Below are 21,491 nucleotides of genomic sequence, written 5' to 3'. Positions count from 1 at the left end.
CTCAGTGGTTCCTTTCGAGGAGTCGTCCTGTGGGCTGTCCTGTGCTGCCGGCTCCGGCGATCCGGCGGCCCCTGAGCCAGGTGGCCTTGACCACCCCGTACAGGGTCCGGCCCGCGTAGGCCGTCACACGGTTGCGGTGGTGCAGGTGCGCCGGGTCGACGGTGAACGCCTCGTCCGGCGCGACGACGGCGAAGTCGGCGTCGCGGCCCGCGGCCACGGCGCCCTTGGTGCCCAGGCCCGCGAGCTCGGCGGGCGCGGTGGACATCCAGCGCGCCACGTCGTCCAGGCCGTGGCCGCGGCGGCGCGCCTCGGTCCACACGGCGGGCAGGCCGAGCTGGAGGGAGGAGATGCCGCCCCAGGCGGTGGCGAAGTCGGGGGTCTTCAGATCGGCGGTGCACGGCGAGTGGTCGGAGACGACGCAGCCGACGGTGCCGTCCGCGAGCGCCTGCCACAGGGCGTCCTGGTTGGCACGCTCCCTGATGGGCGGGCAGCACTTGAACTCGGTGGCGCCGTCCGGCACTTCCTCCGCCGTGAGGGTGAGGAAGTGCGGGCAGGTCTCGGCGCTGACCCGCAGTCCCCCGGCACGGGCCCGCGCGAGCAGCGGCAGCGCGTCGGACGACGACAGGTGCAGGACGTGCACCCGGCCGCCGGTACGCCGGGCCGCGTCGACCAGGGTGCGCACGGCGTCGTTCTCCGCGTCGCGCGGGCGGGAGGCGAGGAAGTCGGCGTAGGCGGGGCCCGCGCGGTGCGGGGCGCCCGCCAGGGCGGCGGCGTCCTCGGCGTGCGCGATGAGCAGCCCGCCGAAGCCCGCGATCTCGGTGAGGGAGGCGGTGAGTCCCTCGCGGTCGAGCTCGGGGAACTCGGGTACGCCGGACGGCGAGAGGAAGCACTTGAAGCCGAAGACACCCGCCTCGTGCAGGGCCCGCAGGTCGCCGGTGTTGTCCGGCAGCGCCCCGCCCCAGAAGCCGACGTCGACGTGGACGCGTCCGCGTGCGGCGTCCTGTTTGACGCGCAGGTGCGGGACGGTCGTGGTGGGCGGCAGCGAGTTCAGCGGCATGTCCACGAGGGTGGTGACGCCGCCGGCCGCCGCCGCCCGCGTCGCGGTCGGGAAGCCCTCCCACTCGGCGCGGCCCGGGTCGTTGACGTGGACGTGCGTGTCGACGAGCCCGGGCAGGACCGCGTGGTCCCCCACGTCCTCCACTCCGGCGCCCCGTGGGAGCTCCGCGCCGTACGGCAGGACGGCGGCGATCCGCTCCCCCGCGACGGCCACGGCGGCCGGGCGGATGCCCTCCGGCGTGACGACGCGGGTCGAGCGCAGGACAAGACTCACCTCGGGCATGCGCACCTCTCGGGTGGGGGTCACCGGGGCAGCGGCCGCCGGCCGTCATGCGAATTCAACGAACTGTTGAAGAGTCTTGTCCGCCCGCCAGGGTCCGTCAAGGGGCCGCCATTCGAGTTTTCCGCGACACGAAAGGTGAATTCCGACCAGCAGAAGGTACCGTTGACCGGGAGGCTGAGGGCGCCGCACGGCCGCTAGGCTTCGAACCTCAGCCGCCCGTCCGCGAAAGGACCGCCCACGTGCCGTCGTCCAGCGCCAGCACCACAGACGCCGGGAAACCCACCGCCGCGAGCGGTGGCGTGCAGTCCCTGGAGCGCGCCTTCGACCTGCTCGAACGGATGGCGGACGCGGGCGGCGAGGTCGGCCTCAGCGAGCTGTCGGCGAGCAGCGGACTGCCGCTGCCGACGATCCACCGCCTCATGCGCACCCTGGTCGCGTGCGGCTACGTGCGCCAGCAGGCCAACCGGCGCTACGCCCTGGGGCCCCGCCTGATCAGGCTCGGCGAGTCCGCCTCCCGGCTGCTCGGCACCTGGGCACGCCCGTACCTCGCCCGGCTGGTCGACGAGACCGGCGAGACGGCCAACATGGCGCTGCTCGACGGCGACGAGGTGGTGTACGTGGCGCAGGTGCCTTCCCGGCACTCCATGCGGATGTTCACCGAGGTCGGCCGCCGGGTGCTGCCGCACTCCACCGGCGTGGGCAAGGCGCTGCTCGCGCACCTGCCGGGCGAGGAGGTGCGCGAACTCCTCGCGCGTACGGGCATGCCCGCGGCGACGGAGAGGACGATCACCACGCCGGACCGCTTCCTCGCGGCGCTCGACGAGGTGCGTGCCGCGGGCTACGCGGTCGACGACAACGAGCAGGAGGTCGGCGTCCGCTGCCTCGCGGTGCCGATCCCCGGCTCGCCGACGGCCGCGGCCATCTCCATCTCGGGCCCGGCCGGCCGGGTGACGGAGTCCGCGACGGACCGGATCGTGCCGGTGCTGAAAGAGGTGGCGGCGGCGCTCTCCGCGGTCCTCAGGAACACCGCGCCCTGAGCGAAGGGCCCGTCCGGGGCCGTGCGCACCCGACCGTGACACGGTGCCGTGCGCGCCTGACCGTGACACGGGGCTGTGCGCGCCCGACCGTGGCACGGGGCCGTGCGCGCCTGACCGTGGCACGGGGCTGTGCGCGCCTGACCGTGGCACGGGGCCGTGCGCACCTGACCGTGGCACGGGGCCGTGCGCACCTGACCGTGGCACGGGGCCGTGCGCGCCTGACCGTGGCACGGGGCCGTGCGCGCCTGACCGTGGCCGGGGCCGTGCGCCCTGACCGGACCGTGCGCCCGCCCCTTGAGCGACGGGCGGGCGGCGGGGCCGCGCCTCCGCGACCTGGGCGCGGGGTGCCCCGCGCGGTCCGTCCGGCCGCATCCCGGCCGGGCGCGGCGGGCGGCCGGGCCGCCCGGCACCGCGCGGCGGGTCAGCCGGATCCGGGCGGGGCGGCGGCGCCGAGGGCCTCGGCTGCCGCGCGCACGTCAAGCAGCGCCGGGCCCAGCGCGCTGACCGAGCCGATCGAGCCGACGACCAGCAGCAGCGAGCGGCGGACCCTGGCGACTTCGGGCGGCCCGCCGGCCGCCGCCATCGAGGCGAGCGAGGCCAGTTCCTCCTCCGCCACCCCGCGGTCCCGGAACTCGACGGGACAGGCGGCGAGTTGCCTGCGCAGCCGGGCGACCGCCGCCCGCAGTGCCGCGACCGGCTCCCCGGCGTCCGCTCCTGCCGCCGCCCGGCCGGCCCCCGGCGGCTCCTGTTCCGCCACGCGCGCCCGCCCCACGCTCCAGAGCACGGCTCTCCCCCTCACCCTCGCACGGCGCTGTGCTGGCATGTGCCCCACGTCGGCGGTCAACCTCCGTGGTTTCGCGGGCAAGTTAACGCGTACCGGTCAGTATGCGCCAGCCGGCGTACCGGATACGCGGGGAACGGACCGCCATGGGATATGCAGGGGCCATGGAACGGACAGCGAAGAAGCACACGGAGCAGACCGCGGCGCCGGTGGCGGGCCTGCTGCTCGCCGCCGGGGGCGGGCGCAGGCTCGGCGGCCGGCCCAAGGCGCTGCTGCCCCACCGGGGGCGGCCGCTGGTCGAGCATGCGGTGCGCGTGCTGCGGGAGGGCGGCTGCGGTCCTGTGCACGTGGTGCTCGGCGCGGCGGCCGGGCAGGTGCGCGAGCAGGCCGACCTCCCGGGCTGCACGGTGGTGGACAACCCCGGCTGGGAGCAGGGCATGGGCTCGTCGCTGCGCGCGGGGCTCGCCTCACTCGACGGTCCGGGCGCCGCGCTGGTGCTGCTGGTGGACCAGCCGGGCATCGGGGCGCGCGCGGTGGCCCGGGTGCTCGCGGAGTACGACGGCTCCCGGGCCGCGCTCGCCGCCGCCGCGTACGGCGGCAGGCGCGGCCACCCGGTGCTGCTCGGCGCGGACCGCTGGGCCGAGGTGGCGCGGGACGCGGTCGGCGACCGCGGGGCCCGCGCCTATCTGCGCGCACACGAGGAGGAGATCACGCTCGTCGAGTGCGGCGACGTGGCGGAGCCCTACGACATTGACACACCCGAGGACCTGTCCCGGCTGGAGTAGGACGCCGAACGGCCCGTGGAACAAGAGGACTTGGGGCGAACGATGGCACTGCGGGCCGGTTTGCCTCGACCCGGAGAGTCTCGACATCAACAAACCATTGAAATTCCACCATGAGGAAACTACTATCCACTGGTCAGAAGCTTTCGGCATCCCGGAACGGTACGTACCGCCACCGCCACCCGCGGTGGCACCCGGTGCCGCCGCTCCGCGCCGCCGAGCGCCGCAGGACCCGCCGCCCAAGGAGTGACCCCATGTCCGCACCAGCGCCGTCACCGCTGGAAGTCGTCGCCCCCGCACCCCTGCCGCGGCAGGAGGAGGTGCTGACAGGCCCCGCGCTCGCCTTCCTCGCCGAGTTGCACGCGCGGTTCACCCCGCGCCGCGACGAACTGTTGGCACGCCGTGCCGAGCGGCGCGCGGAGATCGCCCGTACGTCCACGCTGGACTTCCCGGCGGAGACGGCGGCGGTCCGCGCCGACGACAGCTGGCGGGTGGCGCCCGCGCCGCGGGCGCTCGACGACCGGCGGGTGGAGATCACCGGCCCGACCGACCGCAAGATGACGGTCAACGCGCTCAACTCGGGCGCGAGGGTCTGGCTCGCGGACTTCGAGGACGCCTCCGCGCCCACCTGGGAGAACGTGGTGGGTGGCCAGCTCAACCTGATCGACGCCTACGAGCGGCGCATCGACTTCACCGACGAGCGGACCGGCAAGTCGTACGCGCTGCGCGACGACGCCGACCTCGCCACGGTCGTGGTGCGGCCCCGCGGCTGGCACCTGGCGGAGCGCCACCTGCGCGCGGCGGACGGCCGCGAAGTGCCGGGCGCCCTGGTCGACTTCGGGCTGTACTTCTTCCACAACGCCCGCCGTCTGCTGGAGCGCGGGCAGGGCCCGTACTTCTACCTGCCGAAGACCGAGTCGTACCTGGAGGCGCGGCTCTGGAACGACGTCTTCGTCTTCGCACAGGACCACCTGGGCATCGCGCGGGGCACCGTCAGGGCCACGGTCCTGATCGAGACCATCACCGCCGCGTACGAGATGGAGGAGATCCTCTACGAGCTGCGCGAGCACGCCTCGGGGCTCAACGCGGGCCGCTGGGACTACCTGTTCTCCATCGTCAAGAACTTCCGTGACGGCGGAGCCAAGTTCGTGCTGCCCGACCGCAACGCGGTGACGATGACGGCGCCGTTCATGCGCGCGTACACCGAACTCCTCGTCCGCACCTGCCACAAGCGGGGCGCGCACGCGATCGGCGGCATGGCCGCCTTCATCCCCTCGCGCCGCGACCCCGAGGTCAACAAGGTCGCCCTGGAGAAGGTGAAGGCGGACAAGGACCGCGAGGCGCACGACGGCTTCGACGGCTCCTGGGTCGCCCACCCGGACCTGGTGCCGGTCTGCCGCGCGTCCTTCGACGCGGTGCTCGGCGACCGCCCGCACCAGAAGGAGCGGCTGCGCGAGGACGTCTCGGTGGCCGCGGGCGACCTGATCGCCGTCGACTCCCTCGACGCCCGCCCCACCTACGAGGGCCTCGTCAACGCCGTCCAGGTCGGCCTGCGCTACATCGAGTCCTGGCTGCGAGGGGCGGGCGCCGTCGCGATCTTCAACCTGATGGAGGACGCGGCCACGGCGGAGATCTCCCGCTCGCAGATCTGGCAGTGGATCAACGCGGGCGTCGAGTTGGAGCACGACGGCCGCGCCGTGCCGGTCACCCGGGAACTCGTCCGCGACCTCGCGGCACGCGAACTGGCCGCGATCCGCGCGGAGCTCGGCGAGGACGCCTACGCGGCCGGCGAGTGGCAGCAGGCCCACGACCTCCTGCTCACCGTCTCCCTCGACGCCGACTACGCCGACTTCCTCACCCTCCCCGCCTACGAACGCCTCCGCGGCTGAGCCGCGCCGGGTCCGTACGGCGAAGGGCGCCCGTACCCCTCGGAGGGGTGCGGGCGCCCTTCGGGTGCCGGGAGGGCGTCAGGCGGTGGGGGCCGTGGCGTCGGGGCGGCGGTAGGTGTCGCCCGTCATGGACTCCAGCGTCTTCTGCTTCGTCTCCGGGATCTTGTACCGGACGAACCAGATCGAGAGGAAGGCGAAGAGGGCGAACGCCCCGTAGAGCCAGGACAGGCCGACGTTGCGGGTGGCCGGCTCGAAGGCGAAGGTCACGATGAAGTTGAAGATCCAGTTGGAGGCGGTGCCGATGGCCAGCGCCATCGCGCGCATCCGGTTGGGGAACATCTCCGCGAGCATGACCCACATCACGGGGCCCCACGACAGGGCGAAGAAGACCACGAAGGCGTTGGCACCGACCAGCGCGAGCGGCCCGTACGGGTGCGGAAGGCTGATGGACTTGCCGCTGCCCTGCTGCTGGGAGAAGGCGATCGCGGTGAGCAGCAGCGCCAGGAACATGCCGATGGAGCCGATGGTCAGCAGCCGCCTGCGGCCGACGCGGTCGATGAACAGCATCGCGACGACGGTCATCACCACGTTGATCGCCGCGGTGATCACGGAGGTCGTGAACGAGCTCGACTCGCTGAAGCCCACCGACTGCCACAGCGTGGTCGAGTAGTAGAAGATCGCGTTGATGCCGACGAGTTGCTGGAGCGCGGCCATGATGATGCCGACCCAGACCAGCGGGTGCAGGCCGAAGCGCGGGCCGCGGATGTCCGCGAAGCTGGTGCGGTGCTCCTTGCGGAGGGTCTGCTGGATCTCGGCGGCCTTCGCGGCGCCGTCCGGCTCCCCCGAGATCCGCTCCAGCACGCCCGCCGCGTCGTCGAGCCTGCCCTTCTGGACCAGGTAGCGCGGGGACTCGGGGATCGAGAGCGCGAGCACGCCGTAGACGGCGGCGGGGATCACGCCGACGAGGAACATCCAGCGCCAGGCGGGCAGGCCCCACCACAGGTCCTTCGAGGCGCCGCCCGCGGCGCCCGCGAGGCCCTTGTTGGAGCTGAGCACGACCAGCTGGCCGATGGTGATCGCGAGCTGCTGGAGCGAGCCCAGCGCGCCGCGGCCGCTCGCCGGGGCCACCTCGGAGATGTACGCGGGGGCGATCACCGAGGCGATGCCGATGCCGAGGCCGCCGATCACGCGCCACACCAGCAGGTCGGGCACGGAGAAGGCGAGCGCGGAGCCGACCGAGCTGATGATGAACATCGCCGAGCCGAGCAGCATCACATTGCGCCGGCCCCACAGGTCGGCGAGCCGGCCCGCGTACCAGGCGCCGACCGCGCAGCCGAGGAGCGCGATGGAGACGACGAAGCCGGAGAGGAAGGACCCGAGGTGGAAGTGGCCGGTGAGCGAGTTCACCGCACCGTTGATGACCGACGAGTCGAAGCCGAAGAGAAAGCCGCCCACGGCGGCGGCGATGGAGACCCCCAGCGCCTTGCCCTTGCGGCTCGGCGCCCCTGCTTCTCTGACAGTTTGGGCCATACGGCCATCACCTCGCGTACGTCACCCGGCCACCTGCCGGGCAAATCAGTATGAAACGGTCCATTTCGCTCGGATCCATGTAAGCATTCCGCCGACCGGAGGGCCGTACCGGGGGCCGCTGGGCGCGGCCGTGCCGGGCACGCGCGGTGCGCGCGGGACGCTTCCATGATCCGCCGAGCGTCCGTCTACCCCCGGGGCCGGAGCCGCACCGCTCACGACACTGTGAAATTCGGCATCCCTGACCGCTCGGAGCACGCCCGGCGGTGACACACCGTAACAGAGACAGGAAGCAGACCCGCATTCGGCCGAACCGGTGACGCGGTACCGGTTCGGGGGGCCGGGGACGCGGGCCGTTCGCGGAAGGCGCGCACGAGGCATGCGCCGGGCCGGGAGGCCGCGACGGCTTCGCGGTGTCCTCCCGGCCCGGCGTGCCGTGGGCCCCGCTCGGGCCCGCGGCGGCCGGCCGGGGGCCGTCCCCCCCGGCCGGAGTCCCCGGCTCTCAGCCCCCGTCCGCGAGGCGCGCGAGGCGCCGCGCCTCCGCGCGGGCGGCGCGGGCCACGGCGTCCTCGTCCACGCGGGTCAGCCGCCCGTCCTCGACCACCGGCGCCCCGCCGACCAACGAGAGGGTCACGGGCGCCGCGGCGCCGAGCACCAGCGCGGCGACCGGGTCGGCGATGGACGAGTGGGCGAGGGTGTCCATGCGCCACAGCACCAGGTCGGCGAGCTTGCCCGGCTCGATGGAGCCGGTGTCCCGCTGCCTGCCGAGCACCTGGGCGCCGCCGTAGGTGCCCAGCCGGAGCGCCTGGCGCGCCGTGAGCGCGAACTCGCGGTGCGCGCCGAGCCGGTTGATCAGCAGGGCGTTGCGCAGCTCCGTGTGGAGTTCGCCGGACTCGTTGGAGGCGGTGCCGTCCACCCCGAGGCCGACCGGCACCCCGGCGGCGAGCATGTCGGGGACGCGGGCGATGCCCGCGGCGAGCCGGGCGTTGGAGGACGGGCAGTGTGCGACGCCGGTGCCGGTGCGGCCGAAGGCGGCGATGTCGGCGTCGCCCATGTGGACGCAGTGGGCCATCCACACGTCGGCGCCCAGCCAGCCGGTGGACTCGAAGTAGTCCGTGGGGCCCATGCCGAACAGGTCCTTGCAGAACTGCTCCTCCTGCACGGTCTCGCTGCCGTGAGTGTGCAGCCGCACCCCTTTGCGGCGCGCCAACTCAGCTCCCTGCTTGAGGAGTTCGGTGGAGATGGAGAAGGGCGAGCAGGGCGCGACCGCGACCTGGGTCATCGCGTCGGGCGAGGCGTCGTGGTAGCGGTCGACGGTCTCCTCGGTCGCCGCGAGCGCCTCGTCGAGGGTCTCGACGGCGAAGTCGGGCGGGAGTCCGCCGTCCGAGGCGCCGCGGTCCATCGAGCCGCGCGCGAGGGTGAACCGCACGCCGGTCTCGGCGGCGGCGCCGATCACGGCGCCCGACAGGTCGCCCGCGCCGCGCGGGTACACGTAGTGGTGGTCGGTGGCGGTGGTGACACCGCCGCGGGCCATCATCGCGAGGGAGCCCTGCGCGGCGGCGCGCACCATCGGCTCGTCGATCCTGGCCCAGGTCGGATAGAGAGCGACGAGCCAGTCGAAGAGGTTGTGGTCCGTGGCGAGGCCGCGGGTGATCCACTGGTAGAAGTGGTGGTGGGTGTTGACGAGGCCTGGGGTGAGCAGGTGCCCGGTGCCGTCGACCCGCCGTACGACATCCGTGAGGCCGTGCGGGGCGGGCCCGGCCCCCACGGACTCGATGCGCGTTCCCGCGACGACGACATGGCCCGAGGCGTACTCGGTGTCCGCGGCGTCGACGGTCGCGACGGCGCAGTTCTCGATGACGATGCGCGAAGCCGCCATGGCGGTTCCTCTTCCCTGTGGCGGGCCGGAGCGCCGGGCATGCCGGGTCCGGTCCCTTGAGCGTAAGGACCCGGGGGCCGAGCGGGGTGACGACCGGGTCCGCGGTGCGCCGCCGTCCCTGTGGTGCGGGACGCCGGCGCGTCAGGGGTGCGCAGATGCCCCCGCTCTCCCTCGCGGCCCCGGGCGGTCTCCCGCCCGGGGCGACGCCGGCGCGCGCGTCGAGGGGTGGTGCCGTGGTGCGCTGCGAGGCGGTTCAGAGAGTGGTCAGGTCGACCGGGATGAGCTGCTCCGCGCCCTCGCGCAGGATCGTCGCCTCGATCAGACCGTACGGCCGGTCGGCGGCGAAGTAGACGGGCCCTCCCGGCGCGTCCGGCTCGTTCTTGAGGCCGAACGGCTCCATGTCCACCAGGAAGTGGTGCTTGTTGGGCAGGGAGAAGCGGATCTCCTCGATGTCCGCGTCGTGTTCGACGACGCGGCTGCCCATGCGGTACATCGTCTGCTGGAGCGAGAGCGAGTAGGTCTCGGCGAACGCGTCGAGGATGTGGGTCCGCGCCCGCGCGTAGGCGGCGTCCCAGTCGGGCGCGGGCGCGCCGTCCGCGCCCGTCCAGCCGTAGCGCCAGCGCGCGGAGACGTCGGTGGCGAGGATGCGGTCGTGGGTCTCGGGCAGGGTGGTGTAGCGGTCCTTGGCGTAGCCCCAGAACTCGGAGCCGGTGGAGTTGAGGACGGTGAGGTCCTTGAGCCCGGCGATCACCTGGAGCTGCTCGCCGTCGTAGGCCACCTGGGCGAGGCGGGTCTCCCGGCCGTCGCGGACGAAGGAGTGGCCGGTGGCGGCGATGCGGTCCCAGGCGTACTCCTCGACGCGGACGCGGGCGCGGTGGATCTGCTCCTGCCCCGCGACGAAGTGCCGGGCGAGGAGGGCGGCGAACTCCTCGGCGGAGGCGATGCCGTGCTCCCTGGCGAAGGCGTACACGGTGTTCTTGGTGGTGTCCGTCGGCAGGACGTTGGCGTTGGAGCCGGAGTAGTGGACCTCGTCCATCTCGCCCGAGAGGGAGACGGAGACGTTCAGGTCCTTGATGTGGTGGGTGGTGCCGTCGCGTACGACCTTGACGACGCGGCACTCCGCCTTGCCGTACTGGTTCTGGCCGAGAACGGTGGTGGGCATCTGCTAGCTCCCTCGGTATACGGAGTAGCCGAACGGGTTGAGCAGCAGCGGCACATGGTGGTGCTCACCCGGCGCGACCGCGAAGGCGACCGTGACGTCGGGGAAGAACGCGCCGCTGTCCCGAAGCGCGGGGGCGTCCTGCTGTGCCTCGGCTGGGGTGGTGGTGGCGGTACCGGCGGTGGCCGCGTGGTAGGCCCCGGTGTCGAAGACCAGGCGCACGTGCCGGGTGCCTTCCGGCAGGGCCGGGAGGTCCTTGCACCGGCCGTCCGCGTCGGTCGCCGAGGCGCCGAGCGCGGTCCAGGCGGCGTCCGCGCCCGTACGGGCCGACACGGCGACCGGCACTCCGGCGGCGGGCCGCCCCCTGCTGGTGTCGAGGACGTGCGTGGACACCGAGGGGGCGGGCCCCGCCACCAGGCGGGTGAGCCGGATCCGGTTGATCTTCCCGAGCTCGGAGCGCGCGATGTCGCGCTCCTGTCCGGGGGTGTGGGCGAGCCGGCGCACCAGCGCGTCCCGCACCTGCTCGCCGGTGGTGCCGGTGGCGCAGATGAGGAAGACGTGGCCGAACCTGTCCTGGTAGGCGAGGTTGAGGTCGGTGAGCTCGGCCCGCAGGGCGTCGGACGCCCCGGCCACGCCGCGCTGTTCGCGCGCCGAGACGGGGTCGCCCGGGGTGGGGCGGCCGATCGGGGGGTGCCCGGCGAGCGCCTCGTCGAGGTCGGTCCCCGTGAGCGCCCCGGTGGCGGTGTCGCTCGCGGCGAGCAGCGCCTCCACCGACGCGTACGGCCGCCCGGCGACCAGCCGTGCGGCCCAGGCGGAGCTCGCGCACACCTCGTGCAGTGCGGCGAGCGCGTCGGGGCGCGGGGCGGAGTTGAACCGGGCGAGGGGGGACGTCACCGAAGCCTCCTGGCAGTGCTGGACCGGCTGCGCCTCAGCTAACGCCCCGCACCGCACAGGCGTCAACACTTTGTTGAAAAAACGCGCCCGTGTTCGCGCGCCGGCCGGCCGGGTCAGGGCGCCTTGTCGCGGTTGAGGTAGTTGTAGACGGTGAAGCGGCTGACACCGAGCGCCGACGCCACGGTCTCGACCCCGTGCCGCACGGAGAACGCGCCGCGCGCCTCAAGACCGCGCACGACCTCCTGCTTGGCGCGGCGGTCCAGGTCGGCGAGCGGCCTGCCGTGGGTGCGTTCGAGGGCCGCGAGGATGTGGTCGAGGGAGTCCGCGAGCTGGGGCAGCCGTACGGCGACCACCGGCGCTCCCTCCCAGGAGAGCACCACGTCGTCGGGGCCCGCCTCCTCGTGCGGCACGACCTCGCCTCCCATCGCGTCCACCAGCGGGCGGACGGCCACCGCCAGCGGGTGGTCGGGCCCGCCGCTCACCTGTCCCCCTCCGGCACCACGTTGACCTGCACGGAGATCCGGGTCGCGCCGGCGTCGAGCGAGGCGCGCAACAGGCTGCCCACCGCGTCGAGCACCTCGTCGGCGCCCCCCTCCGCGGTGTTGCCGAACGGCCCGACGTCGAAGGCGTCGAGCCGTGCCGCCGCGACGACCTCGCGGGCGACGACCGCGTGCTCCGGCGCCTCCTCCAGGTCGAAGGGCTCCGTCGTGTACTCCACCCTCAGCCGCACTGTGCCCCCACCGAATCGCTGTGACCTGTGGCTTCCCGGCCGGCCTGCCGGCCAGAGCGACTCTAACGGGCGCACGCGCCGGGCGCGTCCCTGGGGATGCCGGGCACCTGACCGCTCACGACACGGTCTCCTGGGCCGGGCTGCCGGCCGTGCGCCTGCCGCTCGCGGTGCCCGTCGGCGACGTGAGGGCGCTGGCCGGGCCGTCGCGGCCGATGACGGAGGTGGGGCTGCCGTTCGCGGACATCGCCACCGCGCACGGGCGGCACGGCCTCCGGCTTCACGTACGCCACGTACGCCAGCGGGGCGGCGGCTCCGGCCGGTTCACGCACGATGCCGGCGCAGGGCCGCCCCCGGCCCCGGCCGACCGCTGAGCGGGCGGGCGCAGGCCAGGACGACGGAGGTGTACGGGACGGGCGAGGCGCCCTGAGCCCGCGCGGGTGTGCCCCGGCTCCGGTCGGGGCGGGGCACGTCCGCGCGGCTCCCGGTCAGTGCGCGGCGGGCAGCCGCTCGGTCACCGCGGCGACCAGCGGCGCGTCGTCGGCCAGGTCGGGCGCGCCGAGGAGGCCGAGCAGGGCCCGCACCGCGTCGGCGGGCGCCGCGGCCCGCCACGCGTCCCGCAGCCGCCCGGCCGCGGGGTCGGCGTGTCCCGCGCCGCTTCGGCAGGACGCCGCCCACGCCGCGAGGGCGCGGGCGAGCCAGGGGGTGTCGCGGCCCGCGGCGCGCAGCTCCCGCAGCGGGGTGAGCCAGCGCTCGGGGATCTTCAGCGAGCTGTCGGCGGCGATCTGGTCGAGGCGGTGGTGGATCGCCGGGTTGCGGAACCGCTCCACCAGGGCCTCCGTGTACGCCGCGGGGTCGGGTCCCGCGCCGGGCAGCGTGGGCGCGACCTCCGCACAGTAGCCGCGCACCGCCTCCTCGCCCCAGCCCGCGGCGAGGGCGTCGGCGACCGTGCGGCAGCCGGCGCGCAGGCCGAGGTGGGCGAGGAGCGAGTGGGAGCCGTTGAGGAGCCGCAGCTTGGTCAGCTGATAGGGCGCCACGTCGGCGACGAACCGCGCGCCGCCCGCCTCCCAGCGGGGCCTCGGCCCCGCGAAGGCGTCCTGGAGCACCCACTCGGTGTACGGCTCGCACGTCACGGCCGCCTCGTCGCGCACGCCGAGCGCCCGCTGTGCCGCGTCGAGGTCGTCCGGGGCGGTGGCGGGCACGATGCGGTCGACCACGGTCGCGGGGAAGGCGACGGCGGCACCCGCGACCCACTCGGCGAGCGCGGCGCGCTCGCGCCAGCCGGCAGCCTCGATGAACTCCCGTACCAGGCGCTCCAGTACGGGGCCGTTGCCGGCCATGTTGTCGCAGCACACGACGGTGAGCGGGGCGCCGCCCGCGCGCAGCCTGGCGCGCAGCCCGGCGGCCAGCTGGCCGACCGGGGTGGCGGGCCCGCGGCCGGCGAGGTCGGCGGCGACCAGCGGGTCGGCCAGGTCCAGGCCGCCGGTCACGGGGTCCCTGCGGTAGCCCTTCTCGGTGACGGTGGTGGTGACCACGGCCGTCTCCTCCGCGGCCAGCAGGTCCCTGAGCTGCCCCGCGTCGGCCTCGGCGTGCAGGGTGCGCGCGAGGACGCCGGCCACCCGGGTGCGCGCGCCCTCGGGGTGGCGCAGGGTCACCGAGTACAGGTGGTCCTGGGCGCGCAGGGCGTCGAGGACGGTGCGGCTGTGCTGGGCGACCGCCGCGATGCCCCAGTCGCCGCCCGCGGCCTCGGTGTAGAGGGCCTGGTGGGCGCGGTGGAAGGCGCCGAGTCCGAGATGGACGGCGCGCACCGGGAGGGCGCGCGGGTCGGCCGCGGGCCGCAGCCGCGCGGGCAGCGCGTCGTACGAGAGGCGGGGCACGGCGCTCACCAGTCGTGCACCGAGCCGTCGCGGCGGCGGCTGACCGGCAGGTACTTGGGGTCGTACGGGAAGCGCGCCGCGGCCTCCTCGTCGAACTCGACGCCGAGGCCAGGCCGCTGCGAAGGGAACAGCGCGCCGTCGCGGTAGGTGTAGCCGGGCCTGAACACCTCGTGGGTGAGGGGGTCGTGGGCCATGTACTCCTGGATGCCGAAGTTCGGCACGGTCACGTCGAGGTGGACGGCGGCGGACATGCTGACGGGCGACAGGTCGGTGGCGCCGTGCGAGCCGGTGCGCACCTGGTGGAGCTCCGCGAGGTGGAAGATCCGCCGCAGGTGGGTGATGCCGCCCGCGTGCACGACGGAGGCGCGGATGTAGTCGATGAGCCGCTCGGAGATCAGCTGCTGGCAGTCCCAGATGGAGTTGAAGACCTCGCCCACGGCGATCGGGGTGCGGGTGGCGGCGCGCACCTGCCGGAAGTTCTCCTGGAGTTCGGCGGGGGTGGGGTCCTCCATCCAGAAGAGCCTGAGGTCTTCGAGGCGGTGGCCGAGCTGTCCCGCCTCGGTGGGGGTGAGGCGGTGGTGCACGTCGTGCAGGAGGTGGAAGCCGAAGCCGAAGCGCTCCCGCACGGCGGTGAGGTAGCGGGGCGCGAAGTCGAGGTAGTCCTCGGTGTGCCAGGCCTGTTCGTCGGGGAGTGCGGTCGCCGCGGGCTCGTAGCCCTGGCCCTCGCCGTGGCGCACGCCGTAGCTGCCCGGCGATCCGGGCACGGCGGCCTGCGCGCGGACGGCCTGGAAGCCGAGGTCCCTGAACCGGGCGACGTCGTCGAGGAGTTCGGCGGTGTCCTCGCCGCTGGCGTGACCGTAGACGAGGGCGCCGTCGCGGGCGAGGCCGCCGAGCAGTTCGTAGACGGGGAGCCCCGCGACCTTGCCCTTGATGTCCCACAGGGCGGTGTCGACGGCGGAGATCGCCGTCATGGTCACGGGGCCGCGCCGCCAGTACGCGCCCTTGTAGAGGTAGTGCCACATGTCCTCGATGCGGGCCGGGTCGCGGCCGACGAGCAGCGGGACGAGGTGGTCGCGCAGGTAGGAGGCGACGGACAGTTCACGGCCGTTGAGTGTGGCGTCGCCGAGTCCCGTGACACCGTCGGACGTGGTGATCCGCAGCGTGACGAAGTTGCGTCCCGGCGAGGTGACGAACACCTCGGCGGCGGTGATGGTGGCCATGGGCCGGTTCCTCTTTCCGTCAGTTGTGCACGGTTTTTCCGTCGGTGGTGCGGGTTCCGCGGAGCTGTCCCGCTCCCGCGGCCCCGGGTCTCAGGCGGGGGCGCGCTCGTCACGGTGCGGCCAGTGCGCGTACTCCCTGCCGCCGAGTCTGCCGGGCGCCGTCTCCGGCAGCAGGGAGAGCGCGACGACGCTGACGGCGATCAGCGCGCCGACGTAGACGGCGTCCCAGACGTACGAGCCGTCCCCGGCGATCAGGAGCGCCGCCGCGACCACGGTGAACGGGCCGCTCGCGATCATCGAGCCGAACTGCCAGACCAGGGACACCCCGCTGTAGCGGGCCGCGGAGGGGAACAGCTCGGGGAAGTAGGCGGCCTGCGGCGCGTAGGTGCCGGCGTGGCCGAGCGCGAGCCCCGCGATCAGGGCGGCCGTGATCACGGCGGTGTTCCCCGACCGCACGGCCTCGAAGGCGGGCACGACCAGGACGAGGTTGAGCACGGCGGCGGCGAGGAACACCGGGCGGCGGCCGACCTTGTCGGTGAGCCGGCCGAGCAGCGGCAGCGCCACGAGCTCGCAGACGACCGCGATGATCACGGCGTCGAGCACGGTGTCCGTGTCGTGGTGCAGGGAGTCGGCGTAGGAGACGAGGAAGACCGTGTAGAAGGGGAAGACCGCGGCCTCCACGAACTTCGCGAGCAGGCCGCCGACGAGTTCGCGGCGGTGGCGCGCGAACAGGGTGCGGACCGGGGAGGGCGCACGGCCCGCGGTGTCCGCCGTGGCGGCGCGGAAGGTCTCGGACTCCTGGATCCTGCTGCGGACGAAGAGACCGACGAGGACCACGAAGGCGCTGAGCCAGAACGGGACACGCCACCCCCAGGAGAGGAACGCGCTGTCGGAGAGGTGGCCGTCGAGGACCGCGAACAGCGCGGTGGGCACGAGGTACGCGGCGGGCGAGCCGAGTTGGACGAAGCTCGCCCAGAAGCCGCGCCTGGCGCGGGGCGCGGCCTCCGCGGTCAGCAGGATCGCGCCGCCCTGCTCGCCGCCGACGCCGAAGCCCTGGACGAGCCGGACGAAGACGAGGATGACGGCGGCCCAGATGCCGATCTGGTGGTACGTCGGCAGGCACCCGACCGCGAAGGTGCCGAGGCCGGTCAGCAGGAGCGTGAACACGAGGGCGCGCTTGCGGCCGAGGCGGTCGCCCACCAGGCCCCACACCAGTCCGCCGAGCGGCCGGCTGAAGAAACCCACGGCGTACGTCGAGAACGAGGCGAGGGTGCCCAGGGCGGGCGAGACGTCCGGGAAGAAGATCTTGTTGAACGCGAGCGCCGAGGCGGTGCCGTAGATGAAGAAGTCGTAGTACTCCGCGACCGTGCCGATGACGGACGCGAACACGATCCGCCTGAGGGCGCGCGGCGGCACCCCGGCGGCGCCGGAGTCCGCCGGCGCAGGCTCGGCCCTCACCGGCGGTGCCGGATCAGGTGTGACGGATTCGTTCATGGCGGTGTCCTCGGCCCTTCGTCATCGGAGGATGTCGGCTACCATACAAGTATGCGAGCGGGCGCGGTCAAGGCCCCGCGCCTCCCCGCCAGGGGGGACGGGCGCGGCGGGCGCGATAGCGTCCGGGGACGACGGTTCGGCGAAGGGGAGTCCGTGGCGAACACCCGGCAGCAGGTGCACGAGCGGCTGCGCGCGCGCATCATCCGGCTCGAACTTGAGCCGGGCTCCGCGCTCTCCGAGAACGACCTCGCGGCCGAGCTCGGGGTGAGCCGCACGCCGGTGCGCGAGAGCCTGATCCTGCTGGGCGACGAGGGCCTGGTCGACGTCTATCCGCAGCTGGGCACGTTCGTCTCGCGCATCAGGCTGGGCGACATCGCCTCGGCGCAGTTCGTGCGCGAGGCGCTGGAGTGCGCGGCCCTGCGCGACGCGGTGGGGCGCGCGGGGCCGCGCGACCTCACCGACCTGCGGCGGCTGCTGCGGGCCCAGCGCGACGCGGCGGAGGACGGCGACACGGACGCCTTCTTCCAGCTCGACGAGGACTTCCACGCCCGGCTGATGGCGGTCGGCGGACACGCGGCCGCCTGGCCGGTGGTGGCCCAGGCGAAGGCCCAACTCGACCGGGCGAGGCGGCTTTCGCTCCCCCTGACACAGCAACTCCCGCTGCTCATCGGGCAGCACGCCGAGGTGGTGGACCTGCTCGCGGCGGGTGACCCGGCGGCCGCTGAGGGCTCGCTGCGCGAGCACCTGCGGCTGGTCTTCAGCGATGTGGAGAAGATCCGCGCGAAGCACCCCGAGCTGTTCGGCGAGGACGGCGAGGCGCCGCGCCCGCGCAGGAGGCCCGCGGGGCGCTAGGCCGTGTCCGTGACGTCGCCGCGTCCGCCCGGAGGGCGGGGCTCGCGGCATCCGGTGCGCGCGATCGCAAGCGGTGGGGCGCCCCCGGACGTGGTCTGGGGGAGATCAGCCTCGTACGGGAGACACTCGGCCGACTCCGACAACGCGGCGAGCACGCGTGCCGGGCGTCGCGGGCCCGTGAGCCGGGACGGTGCCTACGCCCGCGCGGCAGCGGTGCGCCTCCCCGCGCCCGTGACACGTCGCCACATGGGGATCCGGGTGCTCTGGATGAAATGTTTCAACGCCCGTTGCGCGTGCCTTGACAGGTGCGAGGAACGCCACCTACGGTCCCTCTGAATCGATTCATCACATCATCGCGCAGCCGTCACCGCCCCAGGAGGGGAAGACATGCCCGACGCCACCGAAGTGAAGGCCGCGCTGCTCGCGCGCTCCAACCGGCTGGGCGCCGATCCGCGCAACACCAACTACGCGGGCGGCAACACCTCGGCGAAGGGCACAGCGACCGATCCGGTGACGGGCGGCGAGGTCGAGCTGATGTGGGTCAAGGGCTCGGGAGGCGACCTGGGCACGCTGGCCGAGCCGGGCCTGGCGGTCCTGCGGCTCGACCGGCTGCGCGCCCTCGCCGGCGTCTATCCGGGGGTGGAGCGCGAGGACGAGATGGTCGCCGCGTTCGACTACTGCCTCCACGGCAAGGGCGGCGCCGCTCCCTCCATCGACACCGCGATGCACGGCCTGGTGGAGGCCCCGCACATCGACCACCTCCACCCCGACTCGGGCATCGCGCTCGCCTGCGCGGCCGACGGCGAGGCGCTGACCCGGGAGTGCTTCGGCGACCTGGTGGCGTGGGTGGACTGGCGCAGGCCCGGCTTCCAGCTGGGCCTCGACATCGCCGCGGTCAGGCGCGCCAACCCGCGGGCGATCGGCTGTGTGCTCGGCGGGCACGGCATCACCGCCTGGGGCGACACCTCCGACGCGTGCGAGGCCAACTCGCTGCGGATCATCCACGAGGCCGAGCGCTTCCTCGCCGAGCGTGGCAGGCCCGAGCCCTTCGGACCGCCGCTCGACGGCTACGGCCCGCTGCCCGAGGCCGAACGGCACGCCCGCGCAGCCGCGTTGGCGCCACTGCTGCGCGGCCTCGCCTCCACGGACCGCCCGCAGGTCGGGCACTTCAGCGACGCGGAGCCCGTACTCGACTTCCTGGCGCGGGCCGAGCATCCGAGGCTCGCCGCGCTCGGCACGTCCTGCCCCGACCACTTCCTGCGCACCAAGGTGCGCCCGCTCGTGCTCGACCTGCCCGCGTCCGCGCCGCTCGACGAGGCCGTGGCCCGGCTGCGGGCGCTGCACGAGGAGTACCGCGCCGAGTACGCCGCCTACTACGCGCGCCACGCGGACGCCGGCTCCCCCGCGATGCGCGGCGCCGACCCGGCGATCGTGCTGGTGCCGGGCGTCGGGATGTTCTCGTACGGCAAGGACAAGCAGACGGCGCGTGTGGCGGGTGAGTTCTACCTCAACGCGGTCAACGTGATGCGGGGCGCCGAGGCGGTCTCGTCGTACCGGCCGATCGAGGAGTCGGAGAAGTTCCGCATCGAGTACTGGGCGCTCGAAGAGGCCAAGCTGCGCCGGATGCCGGCGCCGAAGCCGCTGGCCACCCGCGTCGCGCTGGTGACGGGCGCGGCCTCCGGCATCGGCAGGGCGGTGGCGAGGCGGCTGGCGGCGGAGGGCGCCTGCGTGGTCGTCGCGGACCTCGACGGGGAGAGCGCGTCGGCGGTGGCGAAGGAGCTGGGCGGCCCGGACCGCGCGGTGGCGGTCGCGGTGGACGTGACCCGGGAGGAGCAGATCGAGGCGGCCTTCCGCGCGGGCGTGCTGGCCTTCGGCGGGATCGACCTGGTCGTCAACAACGCGGGGGTCTCCGTCTCCAAGCCGCTGCTGGAGACGACCGCGCGGGACTGGGACCTCCAGCACGACATCATGGCCCGCGGCTCGTTCCTGGTCTCGCGGGAGGCGGCGCGGGTGATGGGCGAGCAGGGCATGGGCGGCGACATCGTCTACATCGTGTCGAAGAACGGGGTGTTCGCCGGTCCCAACAACGTGGCGTACGGGGCGACCAAGGCCGACCAGGCGCACCAGGTGCGGCTGCTCGCGGCGGAACTCGGCGGGCAGGGCATCCGGGTCAACGGCGTCAACCCCGACGGCGTGGTGCGGGGTTCCGGCATCTTCGCGGGCGGCTGGGGCGCCCAGCGCGCGGCGGTGTACGGCGTGCCGGAGGAGAAGCTCGGCGAGTTCTACGCGCAGCGCACGCTGCTCAAGCGCGAGGTGCTGCCCGAGCACGTCGCGAACGCGGTCTTCGCCCTGACCGGCGGGGAGTTGACGCACACCACCGGGCTGCACGTGCCGGTGGACGCCGGGGTGGCCGCCGCCTTCCTGCGCTGAGCGCGGCCGGTCCCAGGCCCCGGCCGTCCGGCGAGCGCCCCGGACCGGCCCCCACCGAGGCCCCGGCCGCCCCCACCGGGAGGTCCGGGCCGTCCGCCCCACCGAGAGAGCCGCCATGCCGAGCCGCCCGTCGTCCTTCGCCGCCGTCGACCTCGGAGCCACGAGCGGGCGCGTGATGGTGGGACGCGCGGACGCGGACACCCTGCGCCTCACCGAGGTGCACCGCTTCGCCAACCGGCCGGTCGAACTCCCCGACGGGCTGCGGTGGGACGTGGTCGGGCTGTACGGGGACGTCCTTGAGGGGCTGGCGCGTGCGGCGCGGGAGACGGGCGGCGCGGCCTCCCTCGGCATCGACAGCTGGGCCGTGGACTACGGGCTGCTCGACGGCTCCGGGCGGCTGCTCGGCACCCCGTACCACTACCGGGACGGCCGCACCGAGGGGGTGGCCGCGCGCCTTGAGGGCGTGCTGCCCGCGAAGGATCTCTACGAGGTCACGGGGCTCCAGCACCTGCCGTTCAACACGGTCTACCAGCTGGCCGCGGAGGCGGGCACGCCGCAGCGCGGCCTCGCGAGGACCCTGCTGCTCATCCCGGACCTGCTGACATACTGGCTGACGGGGAGCGTGGGCGCGGAGGCCACCAACGCCTCCACGACGGGCCTGTTCGACGCGCGGCGCGGCGACTGGTCGTATCCGGTCCTCGACCGGCTGGGGATCGCGCACGGGCTGCTGCCCCCGCTCCGCTTCCCCGGGGACCCCGCGGGCACCCTGCGCCCCGCCGTGGCCGCCGCGACCGGGCTGCCGGAGGGCACCCCGGTCACGGCGGTGGCCTCCCACGACACGGCCTCCGCCGTGGTGGCCGTGCCCGCGGCGGACGAGGCGTTCGCGTACGTCTCCTGCGGCACCTGGTCGCTGGCCGGCCTCGAACTGGACGCGCCCGTGATCGACGAGCCGGCGCGGGCGGCGAACTTCACCAACGAGCGCGGCGTCGACGGCACCGTCCGCTTCCTGCGCAACATCATGGGCCTGTGGCTGCTGACGGAGACGCTGCGGACCTGGCGGGCGCGCGGGCTGCCCGCGGAGCTCGGGCCGCTGCTCGACGAGGCGGCGGCAGCCGAGCCGTTCGCGGCGCTCGTGGACCCCGACGACCCGTCCTTCCTGCCGCCCGGCGACATGCCGGAGCGGATCGCGGCGTACTGCGCGCGCACCGGGCAGCGGCCGCCGCGCGGGCAGGGCGCGGTGGTGCGCTGCGTCGTGGAGTCGCTGGCGCTCGCGCACCGTTCGGTGCTGCGCACGGCGGCGGAGCTGGCGGGGCGCGACGTGCGGGTGGTGCACCTGGTGGGCGGCGGCAGCCGCAACGAGCTGCTGTGCCGGCTGACCGCCGACGCCACGGGCCTGCCGGTGGTCGCGGGCCCCGCGGAGGCGACCGCGCTGGGCAACATCCTCGTCCAGGCACGGGCGTTCGGCCTCGTGCCCGATGTGCGGGCGATGCGCGCGCTGGTGGCGCGGACGCAGCCGCTGCGCCGCTACGAGCCGTCGGGCGACGAGCGCGCCTGGTCGGCGGCGGCCGCCCGGGTCGGGCTGCGCTGAGCCGCCGGGCCGGGGT

18 protein-coding genes are annotated in these 21,491 nt (G+C 74.3%); 6 read left to right on the top strand and 12 right to left on the bottom strand.

The window, feature by feature from the left end:
• Window position 1: 1 nt before the first annotated feature.
• A complete protein-coding gene (gene allB / locus ABEA77_RS11645; RefSeq protein WP_345645224.1) occupies window positions 2-1,339 on the bottom strand; it encodes an allantoinase AllB in 1,338 nt (445 codons plus the stop codon).
• A gap of 239 nt (window positions 1,340-1,578) precedes the next feature.
• On the opposite strand from allB, the gene ABEA77_RS11640 reads away from it, so the two are divergent.
• Window positions 1,579-2,376: an IclR family transcriptional regulator gene (locus ABEA77_RS11640; RefSeq protein ID WP_345644988.1), complete on the top strand. Its 798-nt coding sequence runs from the start codon at window positions 1,579-1,581 to the stop codon at window positions 2,374-2,376.
• 421 nt (window positions 2,377-2,797) lie between these two features.
• On the opposite strand, the gene ABEA77_RS11635 is transcribed toward ABEA77_RS11640, so the two are convergent.
• Window positions 2,798-3,160: a DUF5955 family protein gene (locus ABEA77_RS11635; protein ID WP_425588260.1), complete on the bottom strand. Its 363-nt coding sequence runs from the start codon at window positions 3,158-3,160 to the stop codon at window positions 2,798-2,800.
• A gap of 161 nt (window positions 3,161-3,321) precedes the next feature.
• Between ABEA77_RS11635 and ABEA77_RS11630 the strand changes: the two genes are divergently transcribed.
• Window positions 3,322-3,942 carry a nucleotidyltransferase family protein gene (locus ABEA77_RS11630; protein ID WP_345644985.1) on the top strand — a complete coding sequence of 207 codons (621 nt, stop codon included), beginning with the start codon at window positions 3,322-3,324 and terminating at the stop codon, window positions 3,940-3,942.
• A 251-nt stretch (window positions 3,943-4,193) separates the two neighbouring features.
• Window positions 4,194-5,828 carry a malate synthase A gene (gene aceB / locus ABEA77_RS11625; protein ID WP_345644982.1) on the top strand — a complete coding sequence of 545 codons (1,635 nt, stop codon included), beginning with the start codon at window positions 4,194-4,196 and terminating at the stop codon, window positions 5,826-5,828.
• A 78-nt stretch (window positions 5,829-5,906) separates the two neighbouring features.
• Here the strand turns inward: aceB and ABEA77_RS11620 are convergent, their stop codons facing one another.
• The 10 genes from ABEA77_RS11620 to ABEA77_RS11575 form a co-directional block, all read right to left on the bottom strand.
• Window positions 5,907-7,358 (bottom strand): sugar porter family MFS transporter, encoded by a 1,452-nt coding sequence (locus tag ABEA77_RS11620; RefSeq protein ID WP_345644979.1) that lies wholly within the window; start codon window positions 7,356-7,358, stop codon window positions 5,907-5,909.
• Between the two features lie 499 nt (window positions 7,359-7,857).
• On the bottom strand, window positions 7,858-9,234 hold the full coding sequence (locus ABEA77_RS11615; protein WP_345644976.1) for an 8-oxoguanine deaminase: 1,377 nt from the start codon (window positions 9,232-9,234) through the stop codon (window positions 7,858-7,860).
• 253 nt (window positions 9,235-9,487) lie between these two features.
• On the bottom strand, window positions 9,488-10,396 hold the full coding sequence (gene pucL, locus ABEA77_RS11610; RefSeq protein WP_345644973.1) for a factor-independent urate hydroxylase: 909 nt from the start codon (window positions 10,394-10,396) through the stop codon (window positions 9,488-9,490).
• 3 nt (window positions 10,397-10,399) lie between these two features.
• Complete coding sequence (gene uraD, locus ABEA77_RS11605; RefSeq protein ID WP_345644970.1) at window positions 10,400-11,287, bottom strand: 2-oxo-4-hydroxy-4-carboxy-5-ureidoimidazoline decarboxylase; 888 nt, start codon at window positions 11,285-11,287, stop codon at window positions 10,400-10,402.
• 113 nt (window positions 11,288-11,400) lie between these two features.
• Window positions 11,401-11,712 carry a helix-turn-helix domain-containing protein gene (locus tag ABEA77_RS11600; RefSeq protein ID WP_345645219.1) on the bottom strand — a complete coding sequence of 104 codons (312 nt, stop codon included), beginning with the start codon at window positions 11,710-11,712 and terminating at the stop codon, window positions 11,401-11,403.
• 53 nt (window positions 11,713-11,765) lie between these two features.
• Entirely contained in the window at window positions 11,766-12,017 is a 252-nt protein-coding gene (locus ABEA77_RS11595; RefSeq protein WP_345644968.1) for a YkoF family thiamine-binding protein, read from the bottom strand.
• A gap of 115 nt (window positions 12,018-12,132) precedes the next feature.
• Window positions 12,133-12,261 carry a hypothetical protein gene (locus ABEA77_RS11590; protein ID WP_345644965.1) on the bottom strand — a complete coding sequence of 43 codons (129 nt, stop codon included), beginning with the start codon at window positions 12,259-12,261 and terminating at the stop codon, window positions 12,133-12,135.
• Window positions 12,262-12,502: 241 nt separating this feature from the next.
• Window positions 12,503-13,900, bottom strand: coding sequence for a mannitol dehydrogenase family protein (locus ABEA77_RS11585; protein ID WP_345644963.1), 1,398 nt, complete (start codon window positions 13,898-13,900; stop codon window positions 12,503-12,505).
• Window positions 13,897-15,111: a D-mannonate dehydratase ManD gene (gene manD, locus ABEA77_RS11580; protein WP_345644960.1), complete on the bottom strand. Its 1,215-nt coding sequence runs from the start codon at window positions 15,109-15,111 to the stop codon at window positions 13,897-13,899. The genes ABEA77_RS11585 and manD overlap by 4 nt, the downstream gene beginning before the upstream one ends.
• A 90-nt stretch (window positions 15,112-15,201) precedes the next feature.
• Entirely contained in the window at window positions 15,202-16,605 is a 1,404-nt protein-coding gene (locus ABEA77_RS11575; RefSeq protein WP_345644957.1) for an MFS transporter, read from the bottom strand.
• Between the two features lie 153 nt (window positions 16,606-16,758).
• Between ABEA77_RS11575 and ABEA77_RS11570 the strand changes: the two genes are divergently transcribed.
• The 3 genes from ABEA77_RS11570 (at window position 16,759) to ABEA77_RS11560 (ending at window position 21,475) form a co-directional block, all read left to right on the top strand.
• Complete coding sequence (locus tag ABEA77_RS11570) at window positions 16,759-17,457, top strand: GntR family transcriptional regulator (protein WP_345644954.1); 699 nt, start codon at window positions 16,759-16,761, stop codon at window positions 17,455-17,457.
• A 387-nt stretch (window positions 17,458-17,844) separates the two neighbouring features.
• On the top strand, window positions 17,845-19,887 hold the full coding sequence (locus ABEA77_RS11565; protein ID WP_345644951.1) for a bifunctional aldolase/short-chain dehydrogenase: 2,043 nt from the start codon (window positions 17,845-17,847) through the stop codon (window positions 19,885-19,887).
• A gap of 115 nt (window positions 19,888-20,002) precedes the next feature.
• Window positions 20,003-21,475, top strand: coding sequence for a rhamnulokinase (locus ABEA77_RS11560; protein WP_345644948.1), 1,473 nt, complete (start codon window positions 20,003-20,005; stop codon window positions 21,473-21,475).
• Window positions 21,476-21,491: the final 16 nt, after the last annotated feature.

Source organism: Streptomyces tremellae (genome assembly GCF_039540215.1).
Classification (GTDB): Bacteria; Actinomycetota; Actinomycetes; order Streptomycetales; family Streptomycetaceae; genus Streptomyces; species Streptomyces tremellae.
Note: the sequence above shows the minus strand (reverse complement) of the source record. Positions and strands in the feature narration are given on the sequence as shown.

What these genes read in the sequence shown, in the direction of transcription:
- ABEA77_RS11590 (WP_345644965.1), bottom strand. Translation starts at nt 12,261, where the DNA reads ATGTCCGCGAACGGCAGCCCCACCTCCGTCATCGGCCGCGACGGCCCG.
- allB (WP_345645224.1), bottom strand. Translation starts at nt 1,339, where the DNA reads ATGCCCGAGGTGAGTCTTGTCCTGCGCTCGACCCGCGTCGTCACGCCG.
- aceB (WP_345644982.1), top strand. Translation starts at nt 4,194, where the DNA reads ATGTCCGCACCAGCGCCGTCACCGCTGGAAGTCGTCGCCCCCGCACCC.
- ABEA77_RS11620 (WP_345644979.1), bottom strand. Translation starts at nt 7,358, where the DNA reads ATGGCCCAAACTGTCAGAGAAGCAGGGGCGCCGAGCCGCAAGGGCAAG.
- ABEA77_RS11630 (WP_345644985.1), top strand. Translation starts at nt 3,322, where the DNA reads ATGGAACGGACAGCGAAGAAGCACACGGAGCAGACCGCGGCGCCGGTG.
- ABEA77_RS11575 (WP_345644957.1), bottom strand. Translation starts at nt 16,605, where the DNA reads ATGAACGAATCCGTCACACCTGATCCGGCACCGCCGGTGAGGGCCGAG.
- ABEA77_RS11600 (WP_345645219.1), bottom strand. Translation starts at nt 11,712, where the DNA reads ATGGGAGGCGAGGTCGTGCCGCACGAGGAGGCGGGCCCCGACGACGTG.
- ABEA77_RS11565 (WP_345644951.1), top strand. Translation starts at nt 17,845, where the DNA reads ATGCCCGACGCCACCGAAGTGAAGGCCGCGCTGCTCGCGCGCTCCAAC.
- ABEA77_RS11560 (WP_345644948.1), top strand. Translation starts at nt 20,003, where the DNA reads ATGCCGAGCCGCCCGTCGTCCTTCGCCGCCGTCGACCTCGGAGCCACG.
- ABEA77_RS11615 (WP_345644976.1), bottom strand. Translation starts at nt 9,234, where the DNA reads ATGGCGGCTTCGCGCATCGTCATCGAGAACTGCGCCGTCGCGACCGTC.
- pucL (WP_345644973.1), bottom strand. Translation starts at nt 10,396, where the DNA reads ATGCCCACCACCGTTCTCGGCCAGAACCAGTACGGCAAGGCGGAGTGC.
- manD (WP_345644960.1), bottom strand. Translation starts at nt 15,111, where the DNA reads ATGGCCACCATCACCGCCGCCGAGGTGTTCGTCACCTCGCCGGGACGC.